This window comes from Pseudoalteromonas sp. SIMBA_162 (assembly GCF_046535955.1).
GTDB lineage: Bacteria > Pseudomonadota > Gammaproteobacteria > Enterobacterales > Alteromonadaceae > Pseudoalteromonas > Pseudoalteromonas marina.
Map to the genome: position 1 here is coordinate 1 of NZ_JAWJBQ010000877.1, position 250 is coordinate 250.

Sequence of the window (250 nt, forward strand, 5' to 3'; positions counted from 1 at the left end):
CTGCTGTTCGTTCATACGGGCTCCCTATGCCTGCAGTGTTATGAAAGACTAAGCGCCAATTCGCCGTTTGCCACCGAGTCTTCATGCCCGCCCTCGACCACCCCCTGATCGACCAGTTTCTCGACGCCCTGTGGCTTGAAAAAGGCCTGTCCGACAACACCCGCGTGTCCTACCGCAGCGATCTGGCATTGTTCAACGGCTGGTTGCAGGAACATTCGGTTTCCCTGCCCGACGCTGGCCGTGACCTGAT

1 protein-coding gene is annotated in these 250 nt (G+C 58.4%); it reads left to right on the forward strand.

What is annotated here, in order from left to right:
• Positions 1-83 precede the first annotated feature (83 nt).
• On the forward strand, positions 84-250 hold a 167-nt coding region (locus R0J88_RS22210; RefSeq protein ID WP_410901201.1), incomplete at its 3' end, for a site-specific integrase.